At 62.1% G+C, this 23793-nt stretch carries 26 protein-coding genes and 1 tRNA gene; 10 read left to right on the top strand and 17 right to left on the bottom strand.

The window, feature by feature from the left end; genetic code table 11:
- Positions 1-43 precede the first annotated feature (43 nt).
- Positions 44-541, top strand: coding sequence for a Mov34/MPN/PAD-1 family protein (locus Har1129_RS08015; protein WP_004518205.1), 498 nt, complete (start codon positions 44-46; stop codon positions 539-541).
- On the top strand, positions 538-969 hold the full coding sequence (locus tag Har1129_RS08010; RefSeq protein ID WP_151100183.1) for an adenylyltransferase/cytidyltransferase family protein: 432 nt from the start codon (positions 538-540) through the stop codon (positions 967-969). The genes Har1129_RS08015 and Har1129_RS08010 overlap by 4 nt, the downstream gene beginning before the upstream one ends.
- On the opposite strand, the gene Har1129_RS08005 is transcribed toward Har1129_RS08010, so the two are convergent.
- From Har1129_RS08005 to ribH, 3 genes are all read right to left on the bottom strand, one after another.
- On the bottom strand, positions 970-1395 hold the full coding sequence (locus tag Har1129_RS08005) for a hypothetical protein (RefSeq protein WP_191906118.1): 426 nt from the start codon (positions 1393-1395) through the stop codon (positions 970-972).
- Positions 1396-1479: 84 nt separating this feature from the next.
- Positions 1480-2640 carry a pyridoxal phosphate-dependent aminotransferase gene (locus Har1129_RS08000; RefSeq protein ID WP_151100182.1) on the bottom strand — a complete coding sequence of 387 codons (1161 nt, stop codon included), beginning with the start codon at positions 2638-2640 and terminating at the stop codon, positions 1480-1482.
- Positions 2637-3050 (bottom strand): 6,7-dimethyl-8-ribityllumazine synthase, encoded by a 414-nt coding sequence (ribH, locus tag Har1129_RS07995; protein ID WP_151100181.1) that lies wholly within the window; start codon positions 3048-3050, stop codon positions 2637-2639. Before ribH ends, Har1129_RS08000 begins: the two co-directional genes overlap by 4 nt.
- A gap of 151 nt (positions 3051-3201) precedes the next feature.
- On the opposite strand from ribH, the gene Har1129_RS07990 reads away from it, so the two are divergent.
- The 3 genes from Har1129_RS07990 (at position 3202) to Har1129_RS07980 (ending at position 6899) form a co-directional block, all read left to right on the top strand.
- Positions 3202-5175: a flippase activity-associated protein Agl23 gene (locus tag Har1129_RS07990; protein WP_151100180.1), complete on the top strand. Its 1974-nt coding sequence runs from the start codon at positions 3202-3204 to the stop codon at positions 5173-5175.
- Positions 5176-5200: 25 nt separating this feature from the next.
- Positions 5201-6346 carry a 5-(carboxyamino)imidazole ribonucleotide synthase gene (locus Har1129_RS07985; RefSeq protein ID WP_151100179.1) on the top strand — a complete coding sequence of 382 codons (1146 nt, stop codon included), beginning with the start codon at positions 5201-5203 and terminating at the stop codon, positions 6344-6346.
- A gap of 109 nt (positions 6347-6455) precedes the next feature.
- Positions 6456-6899 (top strand): plastocyanin/azurin family copper-binding protein, encoded by a 444-nt coding sequence (locus tag Har1129_RS07980; protein ID WP_151100178.1) that lies wholly within the window; start codon positions 6456-6458, stop codon positions 6897-6899.
- Between the two features lie 57 nt (positions 6900-6956).
- Here the strand turns inward: Har1129_RS07980 and Har1129_RS07975 are convergent, their stop codons facing one another.
- Genes Har1129_RS07975 through Har1129_RS07960 form a run of 4 tightly spaced genes read right to left on the bottom strand, consistent with a single transcriptional unit; the run spans position 6957 to position 9410 of the window.
- Positions 6957-7598 carry a 30S ribosomal protein S3ae gene (locus tag Har1129_RS07975; protein WP_151100177.1) on the bottom strand — a complete coding sequence of 214 codons (642 nt, stop codon included), beginning with the start codon at positions 7596-7598 and terminating at the stop codon, positions 6957-6959.
- Positions 7591-7821: a KEOPS complex subunit Pcc1 gene (locus Har1129_RS07970; protein ID WP_151100176.1), complete on the bottom strand. Its 231-nt coding sequence runs from the start codon at positions 7819-7821 to the stop codon at positions 7591-7593. Before Har1129_RS07970 ends, Har1129_RS07975 begins: the two co-directional genes overlap by 8 nt.
- Positions 7818-8939 (bottom strand): hypothetical protein, encoded by a 1122-nt coding sequence (locus Har1129_RS07965; protein ID WP_151100175.1) that lies wholly within the window; start codon positions 8937-8939, stop codon positions 7818-7820. The genes Har1129_RS07970 and Har1129_RS07965 overlap by 4 nt, the downstream gene beginning before the upstream one ends.
- Positions 8940-9410 (bottom strand): 30S ribosomal protein S15, encoded by a 471-nt coding sequence (locus tag Har1129_RS07960; protein ID WP_151100174.1) that lies wholly within the window; start codon positions 9408-9410, stop codon positions 8940-8942.
- A 249-nt stretch (positions 9411-9659) separates the two neighbouring features.
- Here Har1129_RS07960 and Har1129_RS07955 point away from each other — a divergent pair, with 249 nt between their 5' ends.
- The gene (locus Har1129_RS07955; protein ID WP_151100173.1) at positions 9660-11072 is read left to right on the top strand and encodes a hypothetical protein; all 1413 of its coding nucleotides are present in this window, start codon (positions 9660-9662) and stop codon (positions 11070-11072) included.
- A gap of 1 nt (position 11073) precedes the next feature.
- Here Har1129_RS07955 and Har1129_RS07950 read toward each other — a convergent pair whose 3' ends face one another.
- Genes Har1129_RS07950 through Har1129_RS07930 form a run of 5 tightly spaced genes read right to left on the bottom strand, consistent with a single transcriptional unit; the run spans position 11074 to position 14347 of the window.
- A complete protein-coding gene (locus Har1129_RS07950) occupies positions 11074-11820 on the bottom strand; it encodes a hypothetical protein (protein WP_151100172.1) in 747 nt (248 codons plus the stop codon).
- Positions 11813-12265: a hypothetical protein gene (locus Har1129_RS07945; protein ID WP_151100171.1), complete on the bottom strand. Its 453-nt coding sequence runs from the start codon at positions 12263-12265 to the stop codon at positions 11813-11815. The genes Har1129_RS07950 and Har1129_RS07945 overlap by 8 nt, the downstream gene beginning before the upstream one ends.
- Positions 12258-13178: a hypothetical protein gene (locus Har1129_RS07940; RefSeq protein ID WP_151100170.1), complete on the bottom strand. Its 921-nt coding sequence runs from the start codon at positions 13176-13178 to the stop codon at positions 12258-12260. Before Har1129_RS07940 ends, Har1129_RS07945 begins: the two co-directional genes overlap by 8 nt.
- The gene (locus tag Har1129_RS07935; RefSeq protein ID WP_151100169.1) at positions 13166-13750 is read right to left on the bottom strand and encodes a hypothetical protein; all 585 of its coding nucleotides are present in this window, start codon (positions 13748-13750) and stop codon (positions 13166-13168) included. The genes Har1129_RS07940 and Har1129_RS07935 overlap by 13 nt, the downstream gene beginning before the upstream one ends.
- A complete protein-coding gene (locus tag Har1129_RS07930; RefSeq protein ID WP_151100168.1) occupies positions 13751-14347 on the bottom strand; it encodes a hypothetical protein in 597 nt (198 codons plus the stop codon).
- Between the two features lie 155 nt (positions 14348-14502).
- Between Har1129_RS07930 and Har1129_RS07925 the strand changes: the two genes are divergently transcribed.
- Positions 14503-14574, top strand: a tRNA-Ala gene (locus Har1129_RS07925).
- 303 nt (positions 14575-14877) lie between these two features.
- Positions 14878-18654 carry a CARDB domain-containing protein gene (locus Har1129_RS07920; RefSeq protein WP_151100167.1) on the top strand — a complete coding sequence of 1259 codons (3777 nt, stop codon included), beginning with the start codon at positions 14878-14880 and terminating at the stop codon, positions 18652-18654.
- Positions 18655-18802: 148 nt separating this feature from the next.
- On the opposite strand, the gene rpl12p is transcribed toward Har1129_RS07920, so the two are convergent.
- The 5 genes from rpl12p to Har1129_RS07895 form a co-directional block, all read right to left on the bottom strand.
- Entirely contained in the window at positions 18803-19150 is a 348-nt protein-coding gene (gene rpl12p / locus Har1129_RS07915) for a 50S ribosomal protein P1 (RefSeq protein ID WP_151100166.1), read from the bottom strand.
- Between the two features lie 17 nt (positions 19151-19167).
- A complete protein-coding gene (locus tag Har1129_RS07910) occupies positions 19168-20217 on the bottom strand; it encodes a 50S ribosomal protein L10 (protein WP_151100165.1) in 1050 nt (349 codons plus the stop codon).
- Between the two features lies 1 nt (position 20218).
- A complete protein-coding gene (locus Har1129_RS07905; protein WP_127014732.1) occupies positions 20219-20857 on the bottom strand; it encodes a 50S ribosomal protein L1 in 639 nt (212 codons plus the stop codon).
- 243 nt (positions 20858-21100) lie between these two features.
- The gene (locus Har1129_RS07900; protein WP_151100164.1) at positions 21101-21589 is read right to left on the bottom strand and encodes a 50S ribosomal protein L11; all 489 of its coding nucleotides are present in this window, start codon (positions 21587-21589) and stop codon (positions 21101-21103) included.
- A gap of 135 nt (positions 21590-21724) precedes the next feature.
- Positions 21725-21925 (bottom strand): hypothetical protein, encoded by a 201-nt coding sequence (locus tag Har1129_RS07895; protein ID WP_151100163.1) that lies wholly within the window; start codon positions 21923-21925, stop codon positions 21725-21727.
- 158 nt (positions 21926-22083) lie between these two features.
- Here Har1129_RS07895 and Har1129_RS07890 point away from each other — a divergent pair, with 158 nt between their 5' ends.
- On the top strand, positions 22084-23193 hold the full coding sequence (locus Har1129_RS07890; protein ID WP_151100162.1) for a GTP-binding protein: 1110 nt from the start codon (positions 22084-22086) through the stop codon (positions 23191-23193).
- A gap of 110 nt (positions 23194-23303) precedes the next feature.
- Positions 23304-23744: a TIGR04206 family protein gene (locus tag Har1129_RS07885; protein ID WP_151100161.1), complete on the top strand. Its 441-nt coding sequence runs from the start codon at positions 23304-23306 to the stop codon at positions 23742-23744.
- Positions 23745-23793: the final 49 nt, after the last annotated feature.

Below are 23793 nucleotides of genomic sequence, written 5' to 3'. Positions count from 1 at the left end.
GACGAACACAACGCGTAAAAAGCGTCCGACCCGACAGCATGGTATGGGGTTGTTCCGAACGAGCGGGATACTCGGGATCGCGGAGTCCGCACTCGAGTTCGCGCTCGCAGCCTCCGAGGAAGCCCATCCCAACGAGTATATGGGCTTTCTCCGGGGCGATGACGCCAGCAAGCTCGGGCTCGACGACGACGGTACTGTTCTGACCGATGTTCTGGTCATTCCAGGAACAGAGTCGAATCCGGTCAGTGCGACCGTCAAGACGAGTATGGTGCCAAACGACATGCGAGCGGCGGGGTCGATCCATTCTCACCCGAACGGTGTCCTCAAACCCAGCGACGCCGACCTCGCCACGTTCGGCCGCGGCGATGTCCATATCATCATCGGCTATCCGTACGGCCGCGACGACTGGAAGGCCTTCGACAGCGACGGCTCGGTCGTTGACCTCCCGGTGCTCGACGTGGAGCCGCCGGAGGAGTCCTTTTTCGATTTCGATCAGGCCGATATCGACGCGGAGCTCCGCGAGGAGGAGTTTGACCAGTGACACGCGTCGTCGCGCAGGGAACCTTCGACATCCTGCACCCGGGCCACGTCCACTATCTGCAGGACGCTGCCGAGATGGGTGACGAACTCCACGTCATCGTCGCCCGATCGGTCAACGTCACGCACAAGGAAACACCGATTGTTCCGGACGAGCAACGTCGGAAGATGGTCAGCGCGCTCAAACCGGTCGACGAAGCACACCTCGGCCATCCCGAGGACATCTTCGTTCCGATTGAGCGCATCGAACCGGACATCATCGCGCTGGGCTACGACCAGCACCACGACGACGAGCAACTCGAAGCGGCGCTGTCCGCTCGGGGTCTCGACTGTGACATCCGCCGGGCCAGCCCACTAGAGGCCGAGGCGGCTGACCGGCTCCTGTCGACAGGTCGAATTATCGACCGGATTGTCGACGAACGCGGCGAGTAACTACTCGACGGTGACCGTCGCTTCGGAGACGGCCCGCTCGTCGGAGCTGTCGGTTCCTGCCTCCACTGCCATCGTGTACTCGCCAGGCGATGCGTTGTCCGGGACGACGACGGCCAGCGTTCCCGTCACCGAATCAGCGACGGGGTCCCAGACGAGTTCGGGCGGGTAGGACTCCCGAACCGCGGTGGGTTCGGGCTCGAAGCTCTCGTGTGTCACCTGCCAGTTCTCGGGAATCTCGGTCATCTGCCACGTCATCACGCCGACGGACGAGGCCTGCACCTCTATCCGCGCCGTCTCGCCGGGCGCGGCGGTCGCGTCCGACGTTTCGATAGCGAGACTGCCGCCCGAGCCTCCGCCGGGCGCGCCACAGCCGGCGAGACAGAGCGTGCCGGCCGAGAGAGCGAGCATCGTTCTACGGGTTCGCATACCAGCTGTTCCAGCGGCTAACTGATAACGATTCGCCGGAGCGTGGCAACGGTGTGGCCGGGTATGACACCCTGTTCGCCGGTCTTAGATGAGGTCAGCCTCGGCGAGGCGGTCGACGGCCTCCTGCAGGCGCTCCTTGCTGTTGGCATAGGAGATGCGGGCGTAGCCGGGCGTCCCGAACGCGGTTCCGGGGACGGTGGCGACCTGCGCCTCCGAGATAGCCTGATCGCACCACTCCGTGTCGTCGCCATCCGGTGCAATCTCCGGCATCATGTAGAACGCACCCTGTGGTTCGGGGACGTGGACGCCGTGGTCCTCGAACAGGCCCATGAGGAACTCGCGGCGCTCGGCGAAGGCCTGTCGCATCTCCTCGACGGCGTCGTCGGTGTTCGTGATGGCCTCGACGCCGGCGTGCTGGACGAAGTTCACGGCACAGGAGACCGAGTGCGAGTGGACCTTCCCGGCCTGTGAAACTAGTTCTTCCGGGGCCGCGAAGTAGCCCAGCCGCCAGCCGGTCATCGAGTAGGCCTTCGAGAAGCCGTTCAGCGTGATTGTTCGGTCTTCCATGCCTTCAAGCGTGCCGAGCGAGACGGCTTCGACGCCGTCGTAGGTAATCTCCTTGTAAATCTCGTCGGAGATGACCGTGATGTCGTGCTCGACGGCAAGGTCCCGGACACCCTCCATTGCATCGCGGGAGTACACTGCGCCGTGGGGGTTGCCCGGCGAATTGACGACCAACAGTTCCGTCTCGTCGGAGACGGCATCGGCGAGGTCATCAAGCGCGCCCTCGAGCTGGAAGTCGTGGGCGGCGGTGTCGACGCGGGTCAGCGTTCCGCCGGCGAGTTTCGCCATCGCCTCGTAGGAGACCCACGCGGGGTCAAGCAGGGCGACTTCGTCGCCGTCGTCGATGACGGTCTGGAAGATCTCGTACAGCGCCTGCTTGCCGCCGGGCGTGACGATAAGATTGTCCGGGCCGTACTGGGTGAGCCCGTCGTCGTGGAGCTTGTCGGCGATAGCCTCCTTCAGTTCGGGGATGCCGTTGGAGGACGTGTAGCCGGTGTGGCCGGCGTCGAGTGCGTCCTTGGCGGCGTCCTTGATGTTTTCGGGCGTGTCGAAGTCGGGTTCGCCGACGCTCAGGTCGACGACGTCTTTGCCCTCGGCTTCAAGCTCTGCGGCCTTGTTGCTGATTGCGAGGGTCGCGCTCGGTTCTACACGTTCGACGCGGGAAGCGAAGTCCATAGTCATTGTTCGAGTTCCGTGGCGAGTTCGATTGCGCTCCGGACGGCCGAGGCCCCCTTATCGGTACGGGCCTCGGCTTCGTCTTGGCTCATGCCCGGGCCGATGATGCCCAGCGTGACGGGGGTGTCGCGGTCGAGGGACACGTCAGTCAGCCCCTGTGCGGCGGCGTTGCCGATGACCTGATCGTGGTCGGTGTCGCCGCTGATGATCGCGCCGAGGACAGCTACAGCGTCGATATCTGACCGGCGCGCGAGCCGGTCGGCTGCCAGTGGCGTGTCGTAGGACCCCGGGACGTCAAGCGAGGCGACGATTTCGGCGTCGTTGTCGGCGGCCGCCTCGTAAGCCCCGTGCTCCATCTCCTCGATAACCGCCCCGTGTTTGTCGTACTGAGCGACGACCAGCCCGAGCTGCACCATACCTGACACCCGGGGAGGGGCGACTAAAGAACTACCGTTCCGTACCTGAACAGACTTGGGCCGCCGAGCTGGTGTCTGTCATGGGCTGTTAGCTTAAAAACGCGTTATAGAAACCAGAAGGATTCTAATGCCCCATGTGCTTGGGCCGAGTATGGTTTCGTCGTCCCTACTGTCTGCTCTCCACGGTTTCCGGGACCGGAGCCGGTCCTGGTTCGCGGACGACCCCCGCGCCACCGTGAAGCTCGTCGTTGCTGTGACGCTTCTCGGGCTCGTTCTCAGAGTCGGGGCGCTCGGGAGCCGCGTCGCCCACTTCGACGAGGGCCGCGTTGCCTACTGGGCGCTTCATCTCCGTGATTCCGGCTCGTTCGCGTACCGTTACATCATCCACGGCCCGTTCATCCAGCACGTCGATAGCTGGGTGTTCACCGTCGCCGCGCCGACTGATTTCACGATGCGGCTTCCGGTCGCAATCGTCGGCGGCCTGCTCCCGCTGACGGCGCTGCTCTTTCGTGAGCACCTCCGGTCAGACGAGACTGTCCTCATGGCCGCGTTTCTCTCCCTCAACCCGGTTCTCCTGTACTTCTCGCGGTTCATGCGTAGCGACGTGCTGGTCGCGGCGTTCATGTTCACCGCCTTCGGACTACTCGTTCGGTTCGTCGACACCCGGAAGGCGCGCTACCTCTACGGTGTCGGGGCGTTCATGGCGCTGGGGTTCGCCTCGAAGGAGAACGCCATCGTCTACGTGCTGACGTGGCTCGGCGCGACCGGCCTGCTGCTGGCGAAGGTGCTTGTCCTCCCCAACGGCTACCGCGACGCCGCTGGCTTCCTCCGAAGTGTTCCGAGCGCCGGGGCTATCTGGGGGCGAGTGTCGGGCCGCGTTCGGGCGGACGTGGGGCTCATCGTCAACACTGTTCGCTCGTTCCGCAACCGACACGACAGCGCTGCCTCTGTTCTCGCGGCGTATGCGAGTCACATCGTCCTCGCCGCGCTGGTGTTCGGCCTCGTCTCGCTGTTCTTCTACGCCCCTCGCGGAGCCGGTGTCGCCGGCATCGAATACCCGCCAGCGCCTGCCGCCGAGGGCGACGTGAACTTCTGGTCCGGCGTGACGAACCCGTCGCTGTTCCCTGAACTCGTCCAAGTGACTTGGGAGCGGGTCGTCGACCAGTACAGCGAGTGGTTCTCGCCGGCTTCGGAGAAGGCCACGACAACGGACACCGGCCTCGTCGACTCCCTCGAAACGTTCTACGAGAGTGTGGACGGACACTACGAGGTACTGTTGAAAGCGCTGGGCTACACCGCGGCACCGCTGCTCCTGTTCTCGGTGTTCGGCTACGCGCTCGACCGACTCGGAACCGTCGAGCCGCGCCACCTCGTCCCGTTCGTGGCCTATGGCGGCTACGTCTCGATTCTGGGCTACCCCATCGGGACCGATATCGGCGCCCCGTGGCTCGCCGTCCACGTCGTCGTCCCGCTGTCGATTCCGGCCGCCGTCGGGTTGGCTGCTGTAATCCGGTGGGGGAGCGAATCGCTGTCGGCTGACGATGTGACCGGTGCTGCCATCGCCGCCGCCATCGTCCTGCTCGTTACCGCGCTCGTCGTCAACACTGCCGCTACGCGGGTGTACACAAACGAGCATCTGGAGGGGAATTCGCTGGTCCAGTACGCCCAGCCACAGGAATCACTCCGTGAGGATCTGGCGGCGATGGATCGCATCGCGACGGCCAACGGAAACGGCACTGATGTCGTGATGTATCACGGGGAAAGCGGCGACGCCTACGACGGCGATGACGCCTACGTCAAGGAGAACCGCGGCCAGTGGAACGACTCGTGGTGGAACACCAGACCGACCTGTCTGCAGTGGCACAATTCGCTCCCGTTACCGTGGTACTACGCAGCTGACGGCGTGAACGTCTCGTGTGAGAACCGGTCCGACTCCTTAGCCGAACAGGCACAGGAGAGCCAGCCACCGATAGTCATTACCCAGCAGATCGACAGTACGGTTCCCACTGAGCAGCTCGAAGCCGCCGGATACGTGCCTAAAACCCACCGAATGCGGACGAAGTACAGCTCGAACGATATGACGGTGTGGATTCACGAATCATACGGCCGAGAAACGAACGCTTAACCCCGCTGCTGTGAAAACGCGCGGTATGACGCTTACGTCACCAGGACCGACCGTCGGCGTGGTCGGCGGTGGCCAACTCGGCCGGATGCTGGGCGAGGCGGCCGCGCCGCTTGGCCTCGAACTGCTCGTGACCGACCCGACACCGGACTGCCCGGCCGCGCCGGTCGTCCGCGATCAGCTCGTCGGCGACTTCGACGGGGAGGCGACCCTGCGGGAACTCGCCGAACGCGCTGACTACCTCACGTTCGAGATCGAACTGGCCGACCCGGACGTTCTCGAACGGGTCGCCGAGGAGACTGGGACGCCGGTCCACCCCGACCCCGAGACGCTGCGGACGATTCAGGACAAGCTCGTCCAGAAGCGCCGGCTGGCCGAGGCCGGCGTGCCGGTGCCGGCGTTCCGCGCCGTCGACACCGCCGAAGAGCTCCGGGAGGCCTGTGAAGAACTGGGCTACCCCGCGATGCTCAAAGCCCGGACCGGCGGCTACGACGGCCGCGGGAACGTCCCCGTCGAGAGTCCCGACGACGTCGAGGACGCTATTGACGCCATCGCCGGCCCCGCGATGGTCGAGGAGATGGTCGACTTCGAGCGCGAACTCGCGATCATGGGCTGTCGCGGTGCGGACGAACGGGCCACGTTCCCGGTCACCGAGACGATTCACCGCGAAGAAATCCTTCGGGAATCCGTCGCGCCGGCCAGAGCATCAGCGACTGTCCGCGAGCGCGCGAGAGAGGTCGCCGACGACGTGCTGGACGTGATGGCCGGCCGCGGCGTGTTCGGCATCGAACTGTTCGAGACGGCCGACGGCGAGATTCTGCTCAACGAGATCGCGCCCAGACCGCACAACTCCGGGCACTGGACTATCGAGGGGTGTCACACCTCGCAGTTCGAGCAACACCTGCGGGCCGTCACCGGCCAGCCGCTGGGGTCGACTGACCAGCGGTTCCCCACTGTCTCGACGAACATCCTCGGAGACGTGGCCGAGCGCCAGCCGGCGGAGTTGCAGGGCGAGGACGGCGTGCTGGAGACGCCGCGGGCTCACCTGCACTGGTACGGCAAGCACGAGGTGTACGACCTCCGGAAGATGGGCCACGTGACGCTGACTGCTGACGACCGCGACGGCCTGCTGGCCGACGCGCGCGCCCTCCGTGACGGGCTGACCTTCGAGTGACCGCGACGGCCTGCTGGCCGACGCGCGCGCTCTCCGCGACGGGCTGAGCGCCGGGTCCATAGCGGTCCGGAACCGAGCGGTCTTTGGCCGTTCGGTTCCGAGTCCGGGTATGGAACGACGGGCCTTCCTCCGGGCTGTCGGGCCGGCGGCCGCCGCCGGGCTGGCAGGCTGTATCGGCGGCGGCACTGCAGGGAGCGACTACGACGTCGGGATGTCCGCGAAGGCGTTTCGCCCGGTTCGAATCACCGTCGAACCGGGGACGACCGTTCGGTGGCTCAACACGAGCAAGCAGGGCCACTCGGTCACGGCCTACGCCGAGCAGATTCCCGACGACGCCGACTACTTCGCCTCCGGTGGGTTCGACACCGAGCAGGCGGCCCGTGACAACTGGGGAAGTTCTTCCGGTGGGACGCTGTTCGAGGGCGAAGACTTCACGCACACTTTCGAGGGACTCGGCGAGTACCCCTACTTCTGTATTCCTCACGAACGGGCCGGGATGGTCGGGACCGTCGTCGTGACTGAGGACCCGGAAACATCGACGAGTAGCGAGTAGCGGCGCTGTCGGGCGTGTTCTTTCGCGGAAAAATTCGAACGTCGGTGCTGAAACGTGTTAGGCTTCGACGTCGACGTCTTCTTCGTCCACGTCGACGGCCGTCTCCTCTTCGGCGGCGACTTCTTCCGGCCGGGCTTCGAGCGTGGTCTTCTTGATCTCGACGCGTCGGAGCGGGTAGATGTCCTTGGCCTCGCCGTAGATGGCAGAGGAGAGACGACCCTCGACGACGCTGTCGATGAGCTGCTCGAACGTGCGGTCCTTGGCCGTCTCACGAACGAGGTCGATCATCGTTCGGCGGATGGCCTTCTCCTGAGAAGCATCGGCCTTCTTCGTCGTCACGGCGACCGGCTGAATCTGGACGCGGTAGTCGTCCGTGGTCAGCACGGTGATGTAGGCCTCGACCTTCGAGGAGCCGCGTCGAACGAGCGAGCGGAGGTAATCCCGCGTGAGCTCGTGGCGGATGAATTCCGTGTACGCCGAGTCCGAGGCGACCTCGTTGATCTTGAAGGTCAGCTTGGTGTTGTTCTCGCTGGCGTCGTTGGTCAGTTCGCCGAGCGTTGTTTCGATGGTGCGTCCGAGCACCTTGTCCGGTTCGTCTGCCGGTGTCTTACCGAGAACCTCCCGGTCGAACTGCTCGGGAGCCTGCACGGTGTACCACCGTTTCTGTTCTGTGCGCTTGGAAACGCTTCGTTCACTCATGATTAGATTGTGTGTGTTGGTCTGCGAGCTGTGCTGCAACCCGGATGTTGACGACGTAGTCGTCGACGGTTGCCTGCAGGCCGCCGGTCGAGTCACGCTCGACGGTCGTGACCACGGCGTCGCCCTCGACGCGCGTGGTCATCTCGTCGGTGTTGTCCGGCCGCACCGCGCGTGCGACGCGGTCGGGCGAGTCGTGTGTCGTGCGGATCTCGGCCCGTCTCATACTGCCTCCCGGAACGCTTCGATGAAATCCGCCGTCGAAACGTCGAACCGAGCACGCGCCCGGTCGCCCGTCCCGACGGCGTCACCGCCGACCGCACTGGCGGCTGCGTCCATCGTCTCGGCCACGTCCCGGCCGTCCGTGGCACGGGCCGCAGCTTGGTCGTCGGTGACGACGAGCGTCACCGGTTCCGGTGCGCGGTAGTCTGCGAACAGGCGGGCGACGGTGCCGGTCGGCATCGCGTCGCCGCGGGCGACGAACAGGCCGTCGTACCGGCCCGTGGTCGCCTCGGACACTGCTTTGTGGGCGCGCGTGGCGTGACTGCGCCAAGCGGCCAGCGCGTCCTCGCGGACGGCCTCGTGGCCGAGCGCGAGCGCGACGGCAGTCCCCGGCTGTTCGCGGGCGACGGCGTCGAGCACGTCGGCGTAGCCACCGACCGTCTCGAACGGACCGCCCACTGTTGGGCGGAGCGCGCGCTGGACCGCGTCGGCGGCCCGTGGCGGCGCGTCTGCGGTGACAGCCAACGCGACCAGCGACGCGAGGCGTCGGTGGTCGTCTGTCGAGAGATTACCGGCTTGCACCGGATCCGAGCCGAGGCCCAGTTCGGCGAGTTCGGCCCGCACTGTGTCGGCGTCGCCCGAGAAAGGCGCGACGAACAGCGTCGAGTGGGCCAGCCCGTCCACGAGGTCCGCCGTCGGAACGGCGACCCCGGGCCGGCGTTCGAGGCCGGCCTGCTCGGCGGCTTCGGCGACGGTCCCGTCTACGTCCCCGGCGGCAATCGTGCCAGCCAGGGCGAGCGCACGGTCTGCCGTACCGAGTTCGCGGGCGGTCTCGAAGGCTGTCGCGGCGGCGCGGTCGGTCAGCGTCACGTCGGCGGTCGGCTGCGTGCAACCGATTGCGATGGTGATGTCGGTCTCCGTAGTCCGGTCGGGGTCCTCGAACGGGCGGACGACACTCGCCTGAAACGGCGTGTCATCGAGCGCCCGCGCCAGCAGGCCAGTCGCGGCCAGCGCCTCGCCGGTCGCGTCGCTGACGAGGCGCACGAAGGCGGCCTCGCGGAGCGACCCGGCGAGGTCGCCGGGCGACGTGGCTGGTGTCGGTTCCCGACCGGTCGCCGACATCTATTCGAGGCCCAGCGCTTCGACGGCGTTGTCGTAGCTGTAGGTGAAGTCCTCGTCTATCTCGTCGCCACGGTAGTAGTCGATGAGGCGTCGGATCTTCGACTGCGTGTTCTGGAGTGCACGCTTGTTCTGGTAGTCACCGGGGTTCTCGTCCATGTGGTCACGAAGGCGGACGGCCCGCTCGAGCAGGTTCCGGAGGTCCTCCGGGAAGTCCGGCTCGGCTTCGTTCTCTTCGAGGATTTCGGTAACCTTCTTGCCGGTCGCGAGCGAGACGTCAGGGATCGGTGTGCCCTGAACGCCCTCGTCGCGCAGCTTCAGGCCGATCTCGCTGGGCGAGTGGCCCTGTTCGGCCAGTTCGACGACGCGGTCTTCGATGGCGTCTTCGTCGACATCACTCCACTCCGGGGGTTCGTCTGCCGCCGGTTTGTCCGAGTCGGACGAACCGCGACGGCGTGTATGCATTCGTGCCATTGTAATCTGGTTGGAACGGCACAGACCGCTGTGCTGCAACAGGTTTCGATGCGGTGTTGGCGCTGGTGCGCCGAACACGGCCGCAATCCCAAGCCGTTGAAATCAACGGCGAGTCAGATTTGCGGTCGTGCAGTTCCCGTTGTCGAGTCGGCGGTCACGCGACTAAACCGTTTTCATCTCGCCCCGGATCGGCAGCCCGTCGACCCCCTTGGCCGCTCATTTTATACGCGAAGAGATGCTCCTCAGGGTATGCACGGTAATGGTCGGGCAACAAATCGGGGACAAAGTGGTCCGCTCGGGCTCATCCTCGTGTTCGCCCTCGTCATTGCCTCGACGACGGCTGTTGTCGTCGTCGGTGCGGAGGCCATCACCACTACGCAGGGCCGACTGGACGTCGAGCGCACCGAGAACACGATGACGCAGTTCGACTCAAAGGTCGCGCTCGTCGCCCTCGGTCAGTCGAGCGTCCAGCAAGTCGACTTACCAGCCAGCGGTGACTCCGTGTACGACGTCCGAGGGGACGCGGGGTGGATGAACATCACCTACACCAACGCCTCCGGGGACGTGACGACCATCAGGAACGGGTCCCTCGGGGCGGTCGTCTACGACGGCGAGGGGACGGAAATCGCGTATCAGGGTGGCGGCGTATGGCGGACAGACGCCGACGGTCAGGCGGTCATGATCTCGCCGCCGGAGTTCCACTACCGGAGTCGAACGCTGACACTCCCCCTCGTGACCGTCACCGGAGATGAGACCATCGAGAGCCGCGCCGCCGTCACACGCAACGACACGACCCAGTATTTCCCCGATAGGGCCCGGGACGAGGCCTTTCGGAACCCGCTCAACGGGAGTGATATCAACGTCACCGTCCAGAGCGCCTACTACCGCGCTTGGGGATCCTATTTCGAGGAACGGACCGACGGGACAGTCACGTATGACCACTCGAAGGAGACGGTGACGGCCGAGCTCGTCATACCGTTCAACGCGTCCTTCGACAACGTCGCTGCCACAACGGACCCCAGCGGGTTGTCGGTAAAGGGAGCGGGGTCCCCGCCGTCGCCGTACAGTCAGGGTGTCAGTTTCCCCTCCGTCGATTCCAGAATCGAAGACAAGATCGATGACTGTGAAAGCGGTGTGAACTGTGACGACTCACCACCGTCGACGATAAGCAGTTCAGGCACGTATTACTACGACACCGACCCGGGAAGTTTGACAGTCGACAATCCCGGCGGGAACGTCTCGATTGTGGTAGACGACGACTTCACGTCGGATACCGTCGAGATAAACGGTGTCGATGACAACGAAGTCGTGACCGTCTACGTGCGACGGAGTTTCACGCTCACTAATGAGATGAACAAAAACGCCGGCGACCCGACTGACCTCAAAACCCTCGTTCACTCGGACGGGGCTGTCGAACTGAAGGGGAGCACGACGTACGTCGGTGTTCTGATCGCGCCCGGCTCCACCTGCGAACAGCGCGGGTCCGGAACCGTGGAGGGTGGCGTCATCTGCAAACAGATAAGCATCCGTGGAAACCCGTCGAACACATTCGATTACAACCCTGCAATTCAAGAAATGGGGCTTGATTTGACGGACCCCAGCGACACGCAGATCACGTATCTCCACGTCTCCGTCAACGATGTGAACGTGACCGGCAGCTAATCTACCGCTCGATATCGATCTGAATGTCGTGGCTGACGACGTACGCGCGCTCGACTGACCCACTTTTTGGATACTCACAGCGCACCATCGTCTGTGTCTGGGTAGGACAGTCAAAGCCCTGCCCGAGGAAGTAATCGGCCCACAGCGGCGCTCGTGGCGACTCGATTCTGATGGAGACGTTGCTCGCTGCGCCCCCAGTGTTGTTGTACCGGAGGGCGGAGCCGTCGTTGAGCGTCCGGACGAGCGCGGTCGACCCGCCGACGCTGGTCTGGTTCGACGACCGGAGGACGACCATGTTGAGCAGGAGACGTTCGTTCCGGACCACGTGCGGGGGCTGTCGGATGACGAGACCGCCGTCCGGGTTCGTCCTGAAGACGGCCCCCATATTGTACACTAGGCGCTGGTCACGGTTGTTGCGGTAGACGATGGGCGATGAAGTCCGGTTCAGGACGGGCGTTCCGTTGACAGTCACGTTCACTGTTGTCTCCTCGGCGGTGTAGACGGTTGACTCGCCCACGCTGATCTCTGTCCCTCTGCTTGGGGCCCCTCGCATGTACACGTCAGCGACGTTGTCAGCGAGGATGTCGAAAGCCCGCTCCGCGTTGTCGAGTTGTTCGTTCTGCTTCACGTCCTCCAGCGTGCCGAGTCCGCTGACGGAAACGACGGCGACCGCGGAGATGATGAGGGTGAACACGAGTACGTATCCGAGGACTTCACTCACCGCGCGGGTGTCCATTGGCTCACCCATCGTTCACCTCCAGCGCCTTGCTTGACCCGTTGTACGCAACCTCGACGATCCCGCCATCGACAGTCGATTCCTGAAGGGACGTTCGGTTCGTCACGCTCACCGTAACCCTGACTTCAGGCTCAGTCGATGTCAGAACAAGTCGTTCCGTACCCGGGTCGAGAGACAGCCGATAGTTGCTTCCGGATACCCGCTCGGGGAACGTCTGTCGGGTGGTGGCCGTCAACGACGCGCCGCTGCTGTCCGCTGCCACGACCAATCTGTCGACACGGGCGAAGTCCGCAGCCACCTGCTGGCCGATAACCGACAGTTCCTCCCTGATGACGCTCTCTTGTCGTTCCTCAACGAAGCCAGTCCCGGCTATCAACAGCCCGGTCACCAGAATGGCCGTTATCGCCAGCGTGAGGGCGTACCCGAGCGGCGTCGAGACGGCACGGGACTCACGCATCTGGCTCACCCGGTGCGACCCGCATCGTCGTATTGTACCACACGTCCGGTCCGTCGTACACGAACTGGACTTCCGTGTCGTAGATGGCGTTGCTACCGCCATCGTAGGCGACCATCTCAAACTCTCCGCTCGTATCGTTCGTGTTCTCGAAGTGGACGGCGTAGTTGCTCCCGCCAGCGCCGTTCCCGAACCAGAAGTTCGTGCCACTGGCGTTTCGCCGCAGGGCATCGCAGGGCTGGTCGTTTACCAGTCCGGCAGTCACCGCAATGCGGTTCTCCTCTGCTGACGGAACCGAGCAGTGCTCGGTCCGGTTTTCAGACGATGTCGTTCCGTTCCGAAGCGTTTTGATATGTACCTCATCGGTGGTCTCCCAGATTCGTGCGCGCCAACTGTTCCGGTCACCGCTGGCTGCTGTCTCGTTAACCTTCACGACGAGTGGGTCGCTCTCGGCGGGGAGCCCGGAAGAGTTGAACACCAGCCCGCGGGTCCCGTTTGCACCCGGGACTCGCTCTATGCCATCAGCGACAGTGTAGTTGTTCTCCGTTCTGTCGATACTTCCGTTGATCCGTGTACCGCTCCGATGGTCAACGTACGTGACGTTGATGAGTGTCCCAGAGGTGGCCGACAGGGACTCGGTCTGTGTACTCACGTTCCGGAGGCTTCGGTTGAACGCATCGACTGGGGCCGAGGCGTCGTAGTAGTTCGCTTGCGTGATGGCCGTGCCGACGTTTGCCTCCGTGGCTGCCCTCGCTGCCAGCGCGCCGTCGCTTCCGGCTGTCTCGCCCCTGCTCGCGAGGTTCTCCGTGAAGATGGCCGAGTTGACCACCAGCGCCAGCCCGATGAAAACAAGTGCGAGCGCCAGTCCGGCAACAAGTAGTAGCTGGCCTCGGCTGTCGTCTCTCAGATGCGCCACGAAACCACCTCCACACGGACCGTGTTGTAGACATTGGTTCCCCTGTCGGGGACGGGGAACCCCGACGCCTCCGACAGTGTCGTCTCGTTTTGTGTCCCGTCGGTATCGTACAGATGATCGTCGTCCGTCAGCGTGATGATGTACGAGGCCGACACCGCGTTGTCGCTCGGCCGGCCGTTGTACAGGTAGATGATCGGACTCTGGCTCGTGTCACCACGGAACCGGATATAGACGTTGTACGCGATGCCCCGCTCGTCGAAGACCCGCTCCAGCATCGCCCCGAACGTGTTGTCCGGCGGCGTACTGGCGTACACGCCAAGCCCCGTCTCGCTCGCGTTGTGGTACTGGCCACTGCTGTTGTTCCAGTACAACAGCGCCGGCTTGAGTGCGTTCCGTTCCGCTGCGGTCGCTAACAGCCCGTCGCTGATCGCCTGCTGTTGATTCTCGATGTGCTGGCTTGACGTACTCGCAGACAGCGGTGTTACCGCCGTCATCTGCAGCGCGAAGATAAGTCCCGTCAGGAGGACGAGACTGGCGACAATAGCCTCTAATGTGTGTGCTTGCCCCCGCATCTACCACACCTCCACGACGACGGTCACGTCTTCCCCAGCTACCCAGACGACCCGCAACGCCGTCACGGTCGCCTCGTTGTCCGCCGGCACCGGCTGCCCGCGTGTCAGGATCACATTGGCGTTCGTATCGGCGTTCGGACAGGCTGTCGCCGCGACCAACGAGTCGTCGGTGTTGTCCCAGCAGAGCGTGTCCCTCGCTGTCGCCGTCGTCGAGGCGTTCCCGACGACGGTCACGTTGACGTTCTGCGTCGCCGGATCAAGGCCGAGTTGTTCGGCAACGGGTGCTTGCTCGAACCCACATGCGTCCTGTTCGTTGAAGAACTGGACTGTACAGTCTGTCCGCAGCGAGTACGGGCTCCGTGGTGACCCGAGCACCGATTTGGTGAGGTGGTCGACAGCCCGGTCTGCGGTTACGGTCTGGGCCTGTGCGGTGGCCGTAAACGGCGACAGCAACCCAGGGACGAACAGGAAGATGAAGATGATGACCCCGAGAAAGAGGCTAATCCCAATGGCGAAATCGAGGTTCGTCTGTCCCCGTGACGTGGCTCCTGCCCGTGAGTCTTCATCTGAATGCGTCTGTGTCCTGTCCCGTTGCATGCTCACTCGGCTCTGGTAGTGTCTGGTTGTCTCTCACACTGGATACTCTTGTACATTGTGGCCCCCCAGATACAGTGACGAACGGCACTGACTCACACCCCCGCAACGGTTCGATGGCTTTATCAAAAGCCACTGGATACGACTAAGTGCAACGCGGGCTCGTAGATCAGGGGTAGATCACTCCCTTGGCATGGGAGAGGCCCCGGGTTCAAATCCCGGCGAGTCCATCCGTATTTTACCGTCGCCGATGAAGGAACAGCATCTGATAAGCGATCCTACCTTTTTGATCCGAAGCACAAGTCCGTGCGAGATCAGTTCTGGCTATTCATGTGCCTCGCGATCCAGTTATCTCATCGGGCCAATAGCCTCTCAAAGAGATACTCTCTCCGGATAGCTCAGCCGCCTTTACCGAAAGGAACGTTGTTCAGCAACTGAGCGCCTACAGTTCAAGCTCGACACTCTCTGTAGCTGTCCTCTCGAAATGATGTGAAACAGTACATTTATGTGTAATTGTTGGTATGTAATTGAATATGTTCGAGTGGGGCAGCCGGGGGGCTGAAGACCGGGGTGTATCGCACGTTCTGGGTGTGGTGTTGTTGGCGAGCGCAGTCATCATTGGTGCCGTACTGATTGTACAGGTGGGGCAACAGACGATCGGAGATGTCAACGACGACGCGAATGTCGAACTCGCTGAGGAGGTGTTGCTGTCGGTCGATCAGAGCTTCCAGCGGTCAGGCACTAACGAGTCAGTCGAGATTCCAAACCGGGTTCGGTCTGATGTTGCTGTTTCTGACGAGGCGACATACAATCTGACGCTGAATGGCCGTTCAGCCTGTTCAACGGGGAACCGTTCGTTACAGACCATTCGGTATCACGAGAACGGCCAACAGGTCGGCTACCAAGGCGGAGGTGTGTGGCGGATGACCGAATCAGGCGCGACGATGTCGTCGCCCCCAGCCGTGAACTACGACCAAGGGGCACTGTCGGTCTCATTTGCGAATATCTCCGGACAGCAGATTGCGGGGAGTTCGGTTTCGATTCGATCGAATGCGACGGCTAAGCGGTCACACGAGGCTGCACTGCAGATGGCCCTGTTCACTGATGTGTCCTATAACGACGCGCGAACCGACTCAGTTTCGTCACCCAGTTATGAATGTACTCCATCACAGGTCGCCAACGCGACGCTAACTATCGAAAATAGTAGCTATGCTCGGGCGTGGGCAGACTGGGCACGGAGCACCTACGATGATCAGTACGTTGAGGTGTCTCCGTCGTCTGTCGAGCCGGGGGAGACCGTTCACATACGCTTCGCACTCGGCGATGTGACGAACCCGACCTTCGAAGTCGAAGATGTCACGGTCAAGCCGGACCCATCAGACTCTGGTAAAGCAGTTGTGACAGCAACGGTTCATAACACGGGGGGGCTAGAAGATACGCAGGAAATCACGCTGAAGCACAACCAGTCAGGGTCTCCAAGCGAGGTGGACGAGACAGTGACCCTCGCCGGCGGCGAATCGACCACAGCAAGTCAGTCAGTGAGCGTCTCAACAGCGAAACCACACAATTTCACCGTGGAGTCGAAGCAGGACAGAGACTTCAAGATTATCGAGTATACGTCCGTTCACGGAACACCATCGCTAGATATCACTGGCAATTCGATTCCGGCAACAGCACGGCTAAATCAGGTTCCATCGGCGGAGGCCACAGTCACGAACACCGGGCAAATGACGGCAGATCAAGAAGTCGTCTTCCGCGTTAACGGGACGAAAAACGCGACGCGAAGCGTGCTGGTTGACCCGGGACAGAGCCGAACTATCGATTTCGGTCCGTCGATGCCGACTGCGGAGAACGGCACGTACGATCTAGAGGTCAAAACAGCGGATGACACATACTCGCAATACAGTGATGACGGACACTACTTTGTCGTCGGCGATGCAGGTGTGTTCAACATAGCGTCCGTCTCCCCACCGGGTGGGCTGCAAAGTGGGGATACGGCGACCGTTGAAGCAACGGTCGAAAATACCGGTGACATTCGGAAATCCACCGATGTTGAAGTCCGTATCGAGAACGCAACTTCTGGCAGCGTTGTCACGTCAAAGAACACAACGCTCACCCTCAACGGTGCTCGCAGAGGCAGTGAGTCTGGGACTGCTTCAGTGACCAGTGGCCCGCTGGTTGTCGGGTCACCACAGCATTACACGTATGTGGTCGATACACCGGATGACACCGAGTCAGGATCCTTCGTTGTCGGTTCATCGCCACCACCGCTGTTCGAGATCACTGCTGCGGACGTTCAAAACCCAGTCGCACCGGGAAACCAGACGAGCGTTGAATTCACCGTCACAAACACTGGCGGAACAGAGGGGAAACAGACATTACGTGTCGAGTACAATGGAACGACCGCCATAGCGGAGGACGAACGGCTTGACCCCGGGGAGGGCGTTACGCTTGATCGGACTGTTACGGCGCCCGCCGAGCCCGGGAAGTACTCGGTAACCTTCTCGACGGCGAACCGATCGCGACAGTCGACGCTGAACGTCCAGCCAGATTCGCTGCTCGAAGGCAACGGCTCGACGATTACGATACAGCAGTCGGTCAATGCTTCGGTCGCGCTGAAGGGCGCTGACTTGGAAGGATTCTCGAATTACCGGAACGCCATCTTCCACGCACCCGTACAGATGTCGCTATATGTCGACAACGGGTCCGACCCGCAGTCGATTGGACTCTGGCGGGGGTACGAGAACGGTGACGTCAACGGTCCGTATGCGGAGAAACGTCTCGTCTCCGACGAGCACGAGAACCCATACTACTACTCCGATTCGTTCGAACCCGGAACGGAGGTTTCAGTCTTCGCAAAATCCTATGGCTGTGACAGGTACGCCGACACCTCTCCTTCGATTGAGTTAGCCGGTTACGACACGATGTACTGTAGTAACTGGGACACATATGACACGACTACCGTCAGTCAAACGCAGAACCAGCAGAACCTCGTCATTCTGAACGACGGCGATGAACTCCCGGCGTTCGAACAGGCACAGTGGTACCAGCGGGACATTCAGGACACGCTCGGAAGCCGCGTGAACGACACGGGATATCTTCAATTGGGCGACGGGGAACGAGCATTCCTCTATGAACTCTCACAGGAGAACGCAAACCCGGCTAACGCGGCAAATGACGGCGACCCGGACTATAACGACGCCGTTGTGCTGTTCACAGTCAACGCAATCGAGAAAGACGTACAAACGGGCCCGGAGTACAAGCTCATCGACACCGCCGCTCCGAGCAGAGTTGATGAGACAACCGACGCAACGCTGACGGCTGAGGTAATAAACGTCGGCGGAAAGAGCGGTGAAGTTACCTTAGAGAGCAGTTTCGATGGCAACAGTGTCGGGACGAACTCGACGACAATTGAACCCGGTGAGACCGAAACCGTCACGTTCACCCTTCCGACTAGTTCAAAATCGACTGGAGAAAGCTATCCGTACACGGTATCCGTCGCGGGTACGCAACAAAAGGCAGGCGGGAACGTGCGTGTCGGTGATACGCCAGAGCCGTTCATGCAAGTTGACTCAGTCCGAGGCGAGAGTGTTACTGACAACGACGACACGGCAACAGCAACCGTCAACGTTACCAACGTCGGTGGTCAGGCCGGCACAGATACCGTTGTCCTCCGGGCGGAAAACAAAGACGACGCAACTCCGTCGTTTACCGCCATCGACTCAGAAACGATGTCAACGATACTATCACCCGGAGAAACGCGGCAGTTTACGCTCGATATGCCGACTAGCCGCGGCAATTACACCTACTACGTCGAAACATCGAACTCAACAGCCCCCGAGCAGCCGTTCTTTGTAGGGGAGTCGAACGTTGTGGTCAACGACACGCAGTCGGTGAACATCGGCGCGGAGACCTACAACACCTCAGAACTAATCGAGCGGCGTGGCGGCGCACAGCGGATGACCGTAGAGGTGCGCAACAACGGAACCGTGGGTGACGAGCGGGAAGTGAACCTCACAATCAAAAACAAAAGCGACGGGTCGACCGTCTTCGCAGGCTCGAAAATGGTCACTGCGGGGACCGGCGACCTGACAGATACCGATCCGTACCCGGCCTGGGCGGGCTACGATGTTGACCTCGATCCCGGCTACTACACCTATGAGGTGACTGTGTACGACGAAACGGCGAGCGGCACTGTGGCCGACACTGCGACGGGCGAAATATATCTCAAGAACGTCGACGAAACTGGCGCGACCGGGAACGACTCACCGGTTACGGTCGACTCAGACACGGTGACGCTCGGTAGCTAAACAGCCGCAGCGATCCCCCTCTGCAGTCGCTTATACGTTGGCCGATTTTTGCAAGCAGGACGACACGACAGCCTCTAGAATTCGAACGGCAGCGACTCCTCTCACCGGTCGAACGCGCGCAAAAAAAGCAGAGCTGTGTTGAACCGAGTTAGCCGAAGAGTTCGCCGAGGCCTTCGCCGCTTGCCTCGTCGTCTTCGTCGTCATCGTCGTCGCCGCCGTCGTCGGCAGCCTCTTCTTCGGCGTCCTCGTCGGCCTCGTCGGCCTCGTCGGCGTCACCCTCTGCGGGTGCGGCCGCGCCGCCGCTTGCCGGCACCGGTGCCGCAGCGGCCTGGTCGACGGCCTCCTCGATGTCGACGTCCTCGAGGGCGGCGACGAGGGCCTTGACGCGGGACTCCTCGACGTCGACGCCCGCGGCGTCGAGCACGTCGGTGAGGTTGTCTTCGTTGATTTCTTCGCCCGATTCGTTCAGGATGAGTGCAGCGTATACGTATTCCATTGTTGTAGTGTGAGTTGTTAGAACATCGCTCCGAGCGCGTCGCCGGCGTCCTCGTCGTCGTCATCGTCGCCGTCGTCGGCCTCCTCGGCCGCGTCGTCGGCGTCGCCGGCGTCCTCGGATGCGGTGTCCTCGTCTTGGTCGTCAGTCGGTTCTTCTGTCGCCACGTCGGCCTCGACGCCCTGAAGCTCCTCTGGGAGTGCCTCTTCGTCGTCGATCTGTGAGGCGAGCGCACGGACCTGTGCGTCGGCCTTGCTCACGAGGTCAGGGACGACCTCGGGGTCCTCGATGGCCGCCTGGAGCGCGAGGCTCTTGGCGTTGCCACGAGCGGACTGGAGCATCGTCGGGGCCGTCGTCGCGGTCGGGTAGTCTGCGTTGACCGAGAGGTTGAACGCTCGGCCGGCAGCCGCCTGAATGTCGCTCCGGTACTCGTCGATATCGAGTTCCAGTTCCTCGGGTTCGAACAGCACGCCGTCGGCGAAGACGGCACGAAGGTCGAGACCGACCTCCTTCGGTTCGATACCGAGTTCGTTCAGCACGTTCGCGAGTTCCTGAGAGACCTCCTCGCCGGTGTCAAGCACCGTCGAGTCAGAAAGGACCTGAATGGAGCCTTCCTGAATGCGTGCGTCGGCACCCACGCTCTGGAGTTCGCCGACGAACGGACCGGGGTCGACGCCCGTGTCGCCTTCCGGAATCACGATGTCGTTCGGGGCCACCTCGCCGGCACCAATGGGTGCGGGCGTCTTGGAGGCCTCGAGTTCCTGAAACAGCGAGAACGGGTTGTTGTTGGTCCCGATGAGACCGACCTGCCCGGTAACGTAGCCGGTAAGGTCTTCGAGCCCGTCATCTACTTCGGCGAGCGCACGCTCAAGCAGCGTGTTCCGAGAGACGCGAAGTTCGGCGGTCCCGTGCAGGTCACGCCGCATGTCCTGCAGTTGTCGGGACGGGATCCCGGCGATGTTGACGACGCCGACGCTCTCGTAGGACTCGATCATGTCCACGATGGCGTCGACCTCCTCCTGCTTCCACTCGGGGATAGTTTCGGTCTTGCGTTCGGATTCGGCGCTCATATCAGGCCACCTCCATCGCAGGCCCCATCGTCGTCTTCACGTAGACAGTGTCGATGTTGAGCGGGCCCTTCTCGAGGTCCGCGTGCAGACGGCGGAGGATAACGTCGATGTTGTCCGCGATATTTTCGGCGGACATGTCCTCCGCGCCGACCCGCGTGTGGAACGTTCGCCGTTCCCCGCTGCGGAGCTGCACGGTGTTTTTCATGCGTTCGATGACCTCGACGACATCGTCGTCGGGGTCGAGCGGTTCCGGCATCTTCCCACGCGGACCGAGGACGGTCCCGAGGTAGCGACCGATGTCCTGCATCAGATCCTTCTCCGCAATGAAGAAGTCAGTGTCATCGGCGAGGTCCTTGGCGGCGTCGTCGTCGCCACCGAGTTCCTCGAGTTCGTCCTCGTCGAGTACGTCGTCTGCGACTTCCTCGGCACGAAGGGCGGTTTCGCCCTCGGCGAAGACCACAATAGTGGTCTCCTGACCGGTGCCAGCAGGAAGCACGACGGACTCGTCGACGCGGTTCGACGGGTCGTTAAGATCTAAGTCGCGCAGGTTCACAGCGAGGTCGACCGTTTCGCGGAAGTTCCGCTCAGGTGCGTCCTCGAGTGCGCGCGAGACTGCGTTCTCTATTTCCTGATCTGCCATTGTTCACCTCCGTAGTACGCCAATCGGCTTCTACGGGTCAGTGAAACAGGCGGATGCCTGTCTCGTGCGGGTAGACGCCAATGCGACACTTAAACCCGTCGAACCAGCACAAGGACCGCTGACGGGCGTGTTTCCGGTTCGCAGGGTCCGGTCGCTAGTGGGGGATCCGTCGCCTGTGCAGTGGCTCAGCAGCGTCGAAAGCAAGGGAAAACACACGCCAACCGCACAGCAAGCAAGTCCGACTTACGCCTGTGCTTCGGCCGCGAACACGTCGTCGTACTCGCCCGCGTCGATGCGCTCTTTGAACTCGCGTGGGTTCTCGCCTTCGATGGTGACACCGAGAGAGGTGCACGTCCCGACGACCTCTTTCGCGGCGTTCTTCAGATCGTATGAGAGCAGGTCCGTCTGCTTCTGTTCGGCGATCTGTTTGACCTGATCGACGGAGAGGTCAGCGACGAAGTCCTCTTGCGGTTCGCCGCTGCCGGTTTCGAAGCCGGCCTCGTCCTTGATGAGTTCTGCTGTCGGCGGGACACCGACTTCGATCTCGAAGGTGCCGTCGTCGTCGTACTCGACGGTGACGGGGACTTCGGTGCCATCGAAGGCTTCCGTCTGGTCGTTGATGTCCTGTACGACTGCCTGCACGTCCACCGGTGTCGGGCCGAGTTCCGGACCGAGTGGCGGGCCAGGGTTGGCCTCCCCACCGGGAACGAGGACTTCGATAGTTCCAGCCATACATAGTGGAATCCTCGCGGCGGTTTAAAGGATTGCGTTTCACGGATCGCTGCGTGAGGCCTCCACACGCACGCTCACCGTTTGGAACCTTTCGACAGACCGGCCATCTCGACAAAGAATAGGCTCCCCGCTAACTCAGGCGAACGTCACGCCGTGTCGTGCGAGAAAATCGCTTGCGTCTTTGATTTCGACCGGGGAGCCGATTATCCGAATCTGTTCACCTTCCTGATGAACGCTCAGGGTGAATCGCTGTTCCAACTCCTCGCGAATCCCGTCGAGTGCACCGACTGGCAGCAGTATCTGCGTGCTGTCGCGAAACCGACTCGCCGCTCCCATTATCGACATATGACGGAGGGGAGCCTATAGGTGTGTCGAATTACATGAGGGGCGTTTGACCATTCTGAACAGCAGGATGGGGCCAGTGTGCGTACCGTTGAGGTGGCGTCGGCGAGGGAGGAAAGCCTTATTCGGTGTGAGGGGCCGACATACACCTAATGGGGCTCGAAGAGGAGATTCAGGAACTCGAAGACGAAATCGCCAGCACTCCCTACAACAAGTCTACAGAGGCCCATATCGGTCGGCTGAAGTCCAAGCTCGCGGAAAAAAAGGAAAAGCTTGAACAGCAGGCCTCTTCGGGCGGCGGCGGTGGCTACGGCGTCGAGAAGCACGGCGACGCGACCGTCGCGCTCGTCGGATTTCCCAGCGTCGGGAAGTCGACGCTGCTGAACGCGCTGACCAACGCCGAGTCCGAGACCGGCGCATACGAGTTCACGACGCTCGACGTGTATCCGGGGATGCTCAAGTACAAAGGTGCGAACATCCAGATTCTCGACGTTCCCGGACTCATCGAGGGCGCTGCCGGTGGCCGAGGTGGCGGCAAGGAAGTGCTGTCCGTCGTCCGGACCGCGGACCTCATCGTCTTCCTCATCTCCGTCTTCGAGATCGATCAGTATGACCGACTCAGCGAGGAGTTGTACAAGAACAAGATTCGACTCGATCAGAACCCACCGTGGGTCAATGTCCGCAAGAAGGGCAAGGACGGGATCTCGGTCAACACGGCTTCGGGCGTCGAACTCGACGACGAGACCGTCAAAGCCGTCCTGCGCGAGCACGGCTACGTCAACGCCGATGTGACCATCGGCGAGCAGATCGACATCGATCAGCTCATCGACGGCGTGATGGACAACCGCGTCTATCTGCCTTCCCTCGTCGCCGTCAACAAGGCCGACCTCATTGAACCAGACTACCTTCCAAAGGTCGAAGACGAACTCCGTGAGCGGGATATCGATCCCGACGAAGCGATCTTCATCAGCGCCGAGGAAGAGAAGGGACTGGATAGCCTCACCGAACGCATCTGGGAGGAGCTCGGCCTGATCCGGATCTACATGGACAAGCCGGGCCGCGGTGTCGACCGTGAGGAACCGCTGATACTCCGGGAAGGCAATACCGTCGACGACGCCTGCGAGAAGCTCGGTGGGAGCTTTGACGACCGCTTCCGCTTCGCTCGTGTGACCGGCCCGAGTGCCAAGCACGACGAACAGCAGGTCGGTCGCGACCACGAACTCGCGGACGAAGACATCCTACGGATCGTCGCCAATCGGTGATTATACCCGACCGCGCCCGCGTGCGTGGAAGCCACATTTCAAAGGAAGTCCACCGAGTTCGCCGTTTATGAAGTAGATGCGTTCATGGGTCTAGAGTCCTGCCACCACGTATGGACCACGGTCCCCGACGCCGTCTTATCGCCGTCGTCGTTGCTGGCCTCGTCCCTTGGACAGTGGTGCTGATCGGGGCAGAGTTGACACTCGTCTTCTCGTTTGGCCTGTTCAACACGAACCCGCCGGAACTGCTCTCAGTCTATAGCTACTTCATCCGATTTACCGGCGCACTCCCACAGTTTATCGAATCGTGGGGTTCGGGTGTCTTGCTGTATGCCTTTGCCTTGGCCAGCGCCGTTGTCGGCGTTGTCTGGCGCGAGGACGTCCGAATCACCGCCCTCGCTCTCGCAGGTGCAGGTCTAACTCAGATTCCCGTGTTCTTTGGATTCAACAGGCGACTCAACTACGTGGCAGTCCCGGTCGGCTCCATCGTACTGCTTGCCGTGGTCTGGTGGTACTACCTGCCGGCCATCTGGGGCGATACAGCGACGCGGTGACCTGCGGTATCGAAGCCGGACGGAAGCACCTGTGGCGGTAGCCTTTTCG

Origin of the sequence: Haloarcula sp. CBA1129 (assembly GCF_008729015.1) — an archaeon.
In the GTDB taxonomy this organism is placed as follows: Archaea; Halobacteriota; Halobacteria; order Halobacteriales; family Haloarculaceae; genus Haloarcula.
The sequence above is the reverse complement of the archived record's forward strand: the minus strand, read 5'-3'. Positions and strand labels throughout refer to the sequence as shown.

What these genes read in the sequence shown, in the direction of transcription:
- Har1129_RS08015 (WP_004518205.1), top strand. Translation starts at nt 44, where the DNA reads ATGGGGTTGTTCCGAACGAGCGGGATACTCGGGATCGCGGAGTCCGCA.
- Har1129_RS08005 (WP_191906118.1), bottom strand. Translation starts at nt 1,395, where the DNA reads ATGCGAACCCGTAGAACGATGCTCGCTCTCTCGGCCGGCACGCTCTGT.
- Har1129_RS08000 (WP_151100182.1), bottom strand. Translation starts at nt 2,640, where the DNA reads ATGACTATGGACTTCGCTTCCCGCGTCGAACGTGTAGAACCGAGCGCG.
- ribH (WP_151100181.1), bottom strand. Translation starts at nt 3,050, where the DNA reads ATGGTGCAGCTCGGGCTGGTCGTCGCTCAGTACGACAAACACGGGGCG.
- Har1129_RS07990 (WP_151100180.1), top strand. Translation starts at nt 3,202, where the DNA reads ATGGTTTCGTCGTCCCTACTGTCTGCTCTCCACGGTTTCCGGGACCGG.
- Har1129_RS07985 (WP_151100179.1), top strand. Translation starts at nt 5,201, where the DNA reads ATGACGCTTACGTCACCAGGACCGACCGTCGGCGTGGTCGGCGGTGGC.
- Har1129_RS07980 (WP_151100178.1), top strand. Translation starts at nt 6,456, where the DNA reads ATGGAACGACGGGCCTTCCTCCGGGCTGTCGGGCCGGCGGCCGCCGCC.
- Har1129_RS07975 (WP_151100177.1), bottom strand. Translation starts at nt 7,598, where the DNA reads ATGAGTGAACGAAGCGTTTCCAAGCGCACAGAACAGAAACGGTGGTAC.
- Har1129_RS07970 (WP_151100176.1), bottom strand. Translation starts at nt 7,821, where the DNA reads ATGAGACGGGCCGAGATCCGCACGACACACGACTCGCCCGACCGCGTC.
- Har1129_RS07965 (WP_151100175.1), bottom strand. Translation starts at nt 8,939, where the DNA reads ATGTCGGCGACCGGTCGGGAACCGACACCAGCCACGTCGCCCGGCGAC.
- Har1129_RS07960 (WP_151100174.1), bottom strand. Translation starts at nt 9,410, where the DNA reads ATGGCACGAATGCATACACGCCGTCGCGGTTCGTCCGACTCGGACAAA.
- Har1129_RS07955 (WP_151100173.1), top strand. Translation starts at nt 9,660, where the DNA reads ATGCACGGTAATGGTCGGGCAACAAATCGGGGACAAAGTGGTCCGCTC.
- Har1129_RS07950 (WP_151100172.1), bottom strand. Translation starts at nt 11,820, where the DNA reads ATGGGTGAGCCAATGGACACCCGCGCGGTGAGTGAAGTCCTCGGATAC.
- Har1129_RS07945 (WP_151100171.1), bottom strand. Translation starts at nt 12,265, where the DNA reads ATGCGTGAGTCCCGTGCCGTCTCGACGCCGCTCGGGTACGCCCTCACG.
- Har1129_RS07935 (WP_151100169.1), bottom strand. Translation starts at nt 13,750, where the DNA reads ATGCGGGGGCAAGCACACACATTAGAGGCTATTGTCGCCAGTCTCGTC.
- Har1129_RS07930 (WP_151100168.1), bottom strand. Translation starts at nt 14,347, where the DNA reads ATGCAACGGGACAGGACACAGACGCATTCAGATGAAGACTCACGGGCA.
- Har1129_RS07920 (WP_151100167.1), top strand. Translation starts at nt 14,878, where the DNA reads ATGTTCGAGTGGGGCAGCCGGGGGGCTGAAGACCGGGGTGTATCGCAC.
- rpl12p (WP_151100166.1), bottom strand. Translation starts at nt 19,150, where the DNA reads ATGGAATACGTATACGCTGCACTCATCCTGAACGAATCGGGCGAAGAA.
- Har1129_RS07910 (WP_151100165.1), bottom strand. Translation starts at nt 20,217, where the DNA reads ATGAGCGCCGAATCCGAACGCAAGACCGAAACTATCCCCGAGTGGAAG.
- Har1129_RS07905 (WP_127014732.1), bottom strand. Translation starts at nt 20,857, where the DNA reads ATGGCAGATCAGGAAATAGAGAACGCAGTCTCGCGCGCACTCGAGGAC.
- Har1129_RS07900 (WP_151100164.1), bottom strand. Translation starts at nt 21,589, where the DNA reads ATGGCTGGAACTATCGAAGTCCTCGTTCCCGGTGGGGAGGCCAACCCT.
- Har1129_RS07895 (WP_151100163.1), bottom strand. Translation starts at nt 21,925, where the DNA reads ATGGGAGCGGCGAGTCGGTTTCGCGACAGCACGCAGATACTGCTGCCA.
- Har1129_RS07890 (WP_151100162.1), top strand. Translation starts at nt 22,084, where the DNA reads ATGGGGCTCGAAGAGGAGATTCAGGAACTCGAAGACGAAATCGCCAGC.
- Har1129_RS07885 (WP_151100161.1), top strand. Translation starts at nt 23,304, where the DNA reads ATGGACCACGGTCCCCGACGCCGTCTTATCGCCGTCGTCGTTGCTGGC.